Origin of the sequence: Bacillus sp. 522_BSPC (genome assembly GCF_001076885.1) — a bacterium.
GTDB classification, from domain to species: domain Bacteria; phylum Bacillota; class Bacilli; order Bacillales; family Cytobacillaceae; genus Niallia; species Niallia hominis.
On record NZ_JVDT01000034.1, the window covers coordinates 22,162 to 28,620 of the forward strand.

The following is a 6,459-nucleotide window of genomic DNA, read 5'->3' on the forward strand; positions in this document are numbered from 1 at the left end:
GGGAGAGATTCATGAGTTCATTTTACAAAGGGACCTTCTTATTAATTGTAACAGCTTTTTTTGGCGAATGTATTGAATTTATTATTAATATGATAATGGCCAGGGAACTTGGAGAACATGGACTAGGCCTATTCATGACAGTGTTGCCTACTATTTTTCTCATCGTCCTGCTAGCTACCTTTGAGTTGCCAACATCTATTTCAAAATTTATAGCAGAGAAAGATTCAAAGTATCATTTATCCATGCTTCAGCAAGTGCTAAAGTGGACCATTATATTTACTATTTTTCTAACGATCATCGCATCTATCATCATACCTTTTATCCCTATTTTTTATTCCTATCATCCACTATTAAAGTGGCTAGTCATTCTCCTGCTGCCGATTATTTCCTTCACCTCTATTGCAAGAGGTTATTTTATGGGAAAACAGCAGATGGGGAAAATTGCCGCTTCTAATTTTTTGAAAAAAATCATTCAGCTTGGATTATTGGTCTTCTTATTTCAGTGGTTTTCCTTTGACCTTAATACCTCTGTATTAATTGCCTTTTTTACAATCGTTGGAAGTGATACAGTCGTCTTACTGTACTTAATGCATATGTTTTTCGTACAGTATCAGCGGATTAAAAAAGGGAAGAATGAAACCATGAATGGAAAGGTAATTTGGAAAGATTTATTATCTGTCTCTATTCCGACAACGGGACTTCGAATATTTCATGCACTGACCCATGCTATTCAGCCATTTTTAATTAAAGGTGCATTAGTGGCTTCAGGAATTACAGCAGCGAACGCAACAGAGCAGTATGGAATGCTTGCTGGGATAGCAATGACGATTGGATTTTTCCCAGCCTTTATCTCCCATAGCTTTATGACAATGCTGATACCGACCGTTTCGAAAGCATATGTCCAAAAAGACTATTCCAAACTGCAAAAACTATTGCAACAAGTAATGATAATTACCGCTATCTACGGTACTATTGCTGTTGGAATATTTTATTTTTACGCGGATACATTGACAATGACCTTTTTTCATTCCACTCAGGCAGCAATAATTGTTCAGCTTTTATGGCCGTATTTTTTGCTGCATTACTTTACCATTCCAATGCAAGCATACTTAATAGGGTTAGGGCTGCTAAAGGATGCAGTTTTTCATAGTATTTGGTCAACTTCTTTCTCCTATGCAGCAATCTATTATTTAGGTTCTTTAAGTCAGCTTCAGATGAGTGGAATTGCGATCGGCATGAATTTAGGGGCAGTCATTTTAGCCTCATTACATTATTTAACGATCTGCAAAAAAATAGGGATTTCGATATGGTTAACACCTGTAAATAAACTTCATTAAAAAATTTTGATAAATTGTGTAGGGATTCGAATGTTGTAAGACGTTTATTATGTAGAATCGTAAAAAGGGAAGGGGAAGATGAAAGAAAATGGAATCCCTAATAGATAAAACGCAATTAGCGGAAGAAAATCAAGAAGAATTATTTGAACAAGTAGTGAAAGAATATGGAAAATCAATTTATATTTATATAGTATCACTCGTGAAACATAAAGAACTTGCAGAGGATTTGTATCAGGAAGTATTAATTTCTGCTTATACATCATTTGGATACTTTGAGGATGTCCAGAAAGTGAAAAGTTGGCTATATAAAATTGCCTTAAATAAATGTAGAGATTATTGGAGAAAGGAAAAATCCTCGAAGAAATTTTGGGAAGAGACTGTCTATACATATGCACGAGATACGTCTGTTGCTTTGGAACCAGAGGAAACATTACTATGCAAATGTGATAAAGAGGAAATGATTGATACATTAGGAGAACTTCCTAATATGTATAAAGAACCATTACTCCTTTTCTATTATCATAATCAAACATTAGTAGAAATTAGTAATCATACAAAAACACCGTTATCCACGGTGAAAACAAGAATGAAACGAGCGAAGGATCAATTAAAGCCTAAGGTCATGAATAAAAACATTGCTTATTTGTAAAAAGAAAATGGAATCAGTGGGAGAAAGTTGATCTGCTCACTGATTCGTCACAGGATAATGGTGCATTGATGTTTCCTTTCGAATACTCGATAGCCTCACTAAGTTTAGCTAAGAACATATTAGCTTTGAATCCATTCATAGTAGGCATCATCATACATAGTCGCAATTCAAATCTTGTCATAATAGACTTATGTTTCTGCTAATTCATTATTTCTTTGTTTATTATAGTAATTTACCGAATACATGGCACCTTCATTTACCATATTATTGTCACCAATATCATCTGGAGCGGGATTTCCTGCTTTAGAAAGTAAATCGTCTTTTTGCGTAGAATTGAATTTGTTTTTTAAGCGATTAAACATATCTCTTCCTTTATTTGTGAAAAGAAAAAAACTTCCTACACCTGCTCCTAATAATGCAAAGGTACGCATTGAATTTTTTCCAAACATGAGAGAATCCCTCCTATTATTTTACTGGTCCTTCTTGTTTTACTACTATTCCTTTATTTACCCCATTGAGAGTTTTATAAACTATGATCAGGGAATAATAATAGAAAACTAGTAAGGGGGATAAATATGAAAAAATACCGGTTAGAAAACTGGGATTGGTATCAGTTGTTAGAAGAAGAGGATGTTGGAGAAGTTTCGTTAGAAAAAGGACCGTTAATAAATACGTGGTTTCGTGAAATAAAAGATAAACGAACGAACTATCTTCACATTGATACGTCAGTAGAAGATCAGGAAACATTAAGTGGCTCCCTTATATATCATCGGGAAGTAGATAAGAAGGAAGAGTATGAAATTTTTCATTTCTATTTATCCAATGAAGCGCTAATCACCTTTGATTACAAAGATAATAGCCTGCATATCGATAGAAGTAACTTTATCCAGGAAATAAAGAGAGCGCAAACGCCGATTGAAGGGTTTATGGTTATTTTAGGAAAAATAATGACAGAAATTTTGTATCATATTGATTCCTATGAACAGCAATTAGATGAATTGATTTGGGATGTAAAACAGAGAAATAGTATAAAGACATTAGATAAAGTATATAAATCTAGACATGAACTTCTTATTTGGAAGAATGTCATGATTCCCTTTTTAGAAATAAGATATTCATTGGAAGAGGCATTTGGAGAGAAAATTACAAAGGGAAAAGAATATGCGCGCATTAGTAAAAGAATTGACAGAGGATTAATTTTGGTAGAAGAATATCAGAAGGAATTAAATAATCTTGTCGATTTTGAAGAAGTTGTATCGCAACATCGAGGAAATGAAATTATGAAAACTCTTACAGTGTTTACTACACTATGCACTCCCATTATGGCATGGGGTGCACTATGGGGAATGAACTTTAAAATAATGCCTGAGCTAGAATGGAAGTTAGGCTATCTATTTTCTTTAGCAATTATTATTGGGTCTACTGTCGTAGTTTATTTCTTTCTCAAATCAAGAGGTTGGATGGGTGATTTACTAAAAGCGCGGAAGAAAAATTCGTTTTTTCGATAATAGATTACCAAAGAAAATTAGACTCTCCCTTATAAAGTAGCATATAATAATGAAGGTAGATATGTTATGGAAATTCAAACTCCCAAAGGTTATGCAAGGAGGATATATGGAAGAGTCTAAATTTTGTAGTGAGTCCCTTGTGGTAAAAACAAGCATTGTTTTTCCAACTGACACGAATACTTATGGTACTTTATTTGGCGGTAAGCTAATGGCATATATTGACGATACAGCTGCCATTTCAGCGATGCGACATGCAAGAAGGGGAATTGTGACGGCTTCGACTGATTCTGTCGATTTTTTGTATCCGATTCATGAAGGGAATGCTGTTTGCTTAGAAGCTTTTGTGACCTATACAGGATCTTCATCGATGGAGGTTTTTGTTAAAGTAACTGCGGAAGATTTAATTTCCGGTGAACGGCATTTATGTGCACTCAGTTTTCTAACAATGGTTGCTATTGATGAACATGGAAAACCAACAAAAGTTCCTAAAGTAATACCGCAAACGGAAGAAGAAAATAGTTTATATGAGTCTGCGAAAGAACGAGCAGAGGCAAGAAAGAAACGGAAGAAAGAAACAGAAGAGCTTGCAAAAAAATATAGAAGTTTAGAATGATCAATCGAGAAATCCCATTTTCTTTATATGGAACAATCTCTAAACAATAGGGGAAGAAGTTGTCGAAGGGAAAATCGTTAAATGAATAAGATTCCTCGAATGGTAAAAAAACGATATTAGATGCTGTCGAAATATCAAATTATTTTCCAGGAAATGATGGGGAATTTCCGATATCTTGTCTAATATCATTGTCTGATTTTGCAGGGGGGATAGATTTCCGTTTTTCCTTGCCCATGTAGTATCCTCATTACTATCAAGGGATAGATGCTAGGAGGTAAAAATGAAAATATTTTCCCTTTCCTATTTTGTGATCACAAGGAAGATTGACTTACATATTCAAATCGAAGAAGAAGAAAAAACGCTCATTTTATGGAGTGATAGAGTTACAAGTGAAGAGCATACATTTCCGTTAAATGCGATACATGACATTTCATTTAAACCATCTCCAAATCGCTATAAAATCCTTTACTTGCACACAAATAGAGGTGTTTTCTCTTTTGTTGTAAAAGACAATCCAGAGGAAATGATTCGACAAATCAAAAGTCGTTTGGAAGATTATTTTTAAAGGGATAAATGTCGTTTTTTTAGCAAAAAAGGTTTGAGCAAGGAGGTTTTGGACCTCTTTACTCAAACCTTTTTAATCTCTACTGGACAGTATGCCGAATATACGTAGGATACTTATAAATAAATTTAGAAAATCAAGATACAAATTAAGCGCCATTAAAGGAACTTGATCTGCTGTAACGCCATAATGCTTCATTCGATTAAAATCATATAGCACATAGCCGCTGAATACAAGCACACCGATGAAGGAATATGCAAGCATACCGCCTGTTGCTAATGGCCAAAAGATATTAAAAATCCCGATAGTAATTAAAGCGATTAAGGAAGCCAGTAACATTCCTCTTAAGAAAGAGAAGTCTCGCTTCGCTTTTGTCGCGTAAATAGCGACACCAGCAAATACAACAGTTGTGGTTCCTAATGCATTAATAACCACATTTCCCCCGACAGTTGATACATAATAAGATACGATTGGAAAGGTAGTAATTCCTGAAATAAACGTAAAGATAAATAAAAAACCATAGGATAATGATTTTCCTTTTCTCGCAAAAATGGCAATTAATAAAAGAACAACTTCTAAAATAGATAAAGGCAAGAATAAGTAGGTTGGTACGAAATTACCAATCATCGTGCCGATAAAAGCTATTCCTAGTGAAAGGGCAAAAGTTCTTAAAACAGAGGGCATATATTCATTGCTTGGACTATATGCATACATTTTTTCTTCACTCCCGTATTGAGTTATGATTTATAGATTACTACGAAAACAACCTCTAAAAAGTTTCACTTTATTATTCTTTTTCACGAACAGCTTCTGCTTTTAATAAATCGCGAATTTCCTTTAATAATTCTTCTTTTGTATCTACTGTTACAGCTTCATCTTTGACTTCTTCTTTTTTCTTAAATTTACTTATTAACCGAACTACGAGAAAAATCGAGAAAGAAATAATGAAAAAATCAACAATTCTTTGTATGAAATTCCCATAATGAATACCAGCATAAGTCCATGAAGAAAAATTTACTCCGACAATAAAATGAGCAAAGAGAGGCATAATTAAATCCTCCACTAAAGAACTGACAATTTTGCTGAATGCTGTGCCAATCACTACCCCAACGGCTAAATCAATTACGTTTCCTTTTATTGCAAATGCTCTAAATTCTTTCCACATATTATCCTCCTGAAAATATCACTTTTGTTTCCATTATTGGTTATTAAAATATAATTATTCTTACATGAAAAATGTTTAATTTCAAGCTTCTGCTACTGATAAAATAGGGAGAAGAGGGATAAGGAGAAGCCTATTTGATTAATAGATTACTTTGAAATTCGAAAATGGTTCTTTCGGCTCACTTTCCGTTATCGCTATATGCTGTACTTTAATGAAACGATTTCCTTTTTTTATTTTTTCCACGAAAGCATGGAGTGTATCGAGCGGAGCAATGGCGATACATTCCACAGTACCATCTGCTTTATTTCGAACCCATCCAGTTACATGGTTTTCTAAAGCTAATGTTTGGACGAAATAACGAAAACCAACTCCTTGCACCCTTCCGCTAACAATAAGATGAAATTGCTTCATTTTTTACCTCCTTATGGGATACCTTCTTATGTGAAATGATTTTTATTAATCATCTCATATTTATTTAGATTGGCGCAAGGTGGGTCAATAGAAGTGAAATGGAACTTGTAGAAAAATAGTCCATATGTTGTGTATGAATGGTCTTGGAGGATAAGAGGAAAGTAATTGGAAAAAGTATGAGTAAAATGTTTGTGGGAGAATAAATATCCTTTTT

The 6,459-nt window shown here is 34.0% G+C and carries 9 protein-coding genes; 5 read left to right on the forward strand and 4 right to left on the reverse strand.

Translation table 11 applies throughout. The annotated features are described in order from the left end of the window. Positions 1 to 11: 11 nt before the first annotated feature. Both ADJ83_RS02920 and ADJ83_RS02925 read left to right on the forward strand, forming a co-directional pair. On the forward strand, positions 12 to 1,337 hold the full coding sequence (locus ADJ83_RS02920) for an oligosaccharide flippase family protein (protein ID WP_048716773.1): 1,326 nt from the start codon (positions 12 to 14) through the stop codon (positions 1,335 to 1,337). A gap of 88 nt (positions 1,338 to 1,425) precedes the next feature. Further along, a complete protein-coding gene (locus tag ADJ83_RS02925; protein ID WP_048716776.1) occupies positions 1,426 to 1,986 on the forward strand; it encodes an RNA polymerase sigma factor in 561 nt (186 codons plus the stop codon). 188 nt (positions 1,987 to 2,174) lie between these two features. On the opposite strand, the gene ADJ83_RS02930 is transcribed toward ADJ83_RS02925, so the two are convergent. Further along, the gene (locus ADJ83_RS02930; RefSeq protein ID WP_031537394.1) at positions 2,175 to 2,435 is read right to left on the reverse strand and encodes a hypothetical protein; all 261 of its coding nucleotides are present in this window, start codon (positions 2,433 to 2,435) and stop codon (positions 2,175 to 2,177) included. A 126-nt stretch (positions 2,436 to 2,561) separates the two neighbouring features. Between ADJ83_RS02930 and ADJ83_RS02935 the strand changes: the two genes are divergently transcribed. The 3 genes from ADJ83_RS02935 to ADJ83_RS02945 all read left to right on the forward strand — a co-directional run bounded on the left by ADJ83_RS02935 (position 2,562) and on the right by ADJ83_RS02945 (position 4,672). Then, the gene (locus ADJ83_RS02935; RefSeq protein WP_031537397.1) at positions 2,562 to 3,494 is read left to right on the forward strand and encodes a magnesium transporter CorA family protein; all 933 of its coding nucleotides are present in this window, start codon (positions 2,562 to 2,564) and stop codon (positions 3,492 to 3,494) included. 106 nt (positions 3,495 to 3,600) lie between these two features. Continuing rightward, complete coding sequence (locus tag ADJ83_RS02940) at positions 3,601 to 4,107, forward strand: acyl-CoA thioesterase (RefSeq protein WP_048716781.1); 507 nt, start codon at positions 3,601 to 3,603, stop codon at positions 4,105 to 4,107. Between the two features lie 280 nt (positions 4,108 to 4,387). Beyond that, complete coding sequence (locus ADJ83_RS02945; protein ID WP_031537399.1) at positions 4,388 to 4,672, forward strand: hypothetical protein; 285 nt, start codon at positions 4,388 to 4,390, stop codon at positions 4,670 to 4,672. A 72-nt stretch (positions 4,673 to 4,744) separates the two neighbouring features. On the opposite strand, the gene ADJ83_RS02950 is transcribed toward ADJ83_RS02945, so the two are convergent. The 3 genes from ADJ83_RS02950 to ADJ83_RS02960 form a co-directional block, all read right to left on the reverse strand. Beyond that, positions 4,745 to 5,383, reverse strand: coding sequence for a Bax inhibitor-1/YccA family protein (locus tag ADJ83_RS02950; RefSeq protein WP_048716785.1), 639 nt, complete (start codon positions 5,381 to 5,383; stop codon positions 4,745 to 4,747). Positions 5,384 to 5,456: 73 nt separating this feature from the next. Next, the gene (mscL, locus tag ADJ83_RS02955) at positions 5,457 to 5,834 is read right to left on the reverse strand and encodes a large conductance mechanosensitive channel protein MscL (RefSeq protein ID WP_031537402.1); all 378 of its coding nucleotides are present in this window, start codon (positions 5,832 to 5,834) and stop codon (positions 5,457 to 5,459) included. A gap of 138 nt (positions 5,835 to 5,972) precedes the next feature. Next, positions 5,973 to 6,245 (reverse strand): acylphosphatase, encoded by a 273-nt coding sequence (locus ADJ83_RS02960; RefSeq protein WP_048716789.1) that lies wholly within the window; start codon positions 6,243 to 6,245, stop codon positions 5,973 to 5,975. Positions 6,246 to 6,459: the final 214 nt, after the last annotated feature.